Origin of the sequence: Cupriavidus sp. SIMBA_020, from assembly GCF_046535395.1 — a bacterium.
GTDB lineage: Bacteria > Pseudomonadota > Gammaproteobacteria > Burkholderiales > Burkholderiaceae > Cupriavidus > Cupriavidus campinensis.
In genome coordinates this window covers 1-270 of the sequence record NZ_JAWRWU010000616.1, presented here as the reverse complement: position 1 = coordinate 270, position 270 = coordinate 1, and the positions used below count along the sequence as shown (strand labels likewise).

General features: G+C 68.1%; 1 pseudogene. It reads right to left on the bottom strand.

What is annotated here, in order from left to right:
• Window positions 1–80: 80 nt before the first annotated feature.
• A pseudogene (locus tag SB751_RS30760) lies at window positions 81–270 on the bottom strand (efflux transporter periplasmic adaptor subunit); the annotation flags it as partial.

Sequence of the window (270 nt, the reverse complement as noted above, 5' to 3'; positions counted from 1 at the left end):
CAGCACCGATGCGAACACCGGCCGCTGGATACAGGTTTCCGAAATGCGCATGAAGGCCGCCGCTCGCTGGGATAGTGGCGTCAGGCGCCGTTGTTGACGACCTGCACCGGGCCGCCGTCGGTGACGCGCTGCAGTCCGGAGACCACCAGTTGGTCGCCCGCCGCCACGCCCGTCAGGATCTCGACCTTGCCTTCACGGCGCTCGCCGATGGTGACTTCGCGGCGCTCGGCCACGCCGTCCTTGACGCGGTATACGTACTGCGTCTCGCCG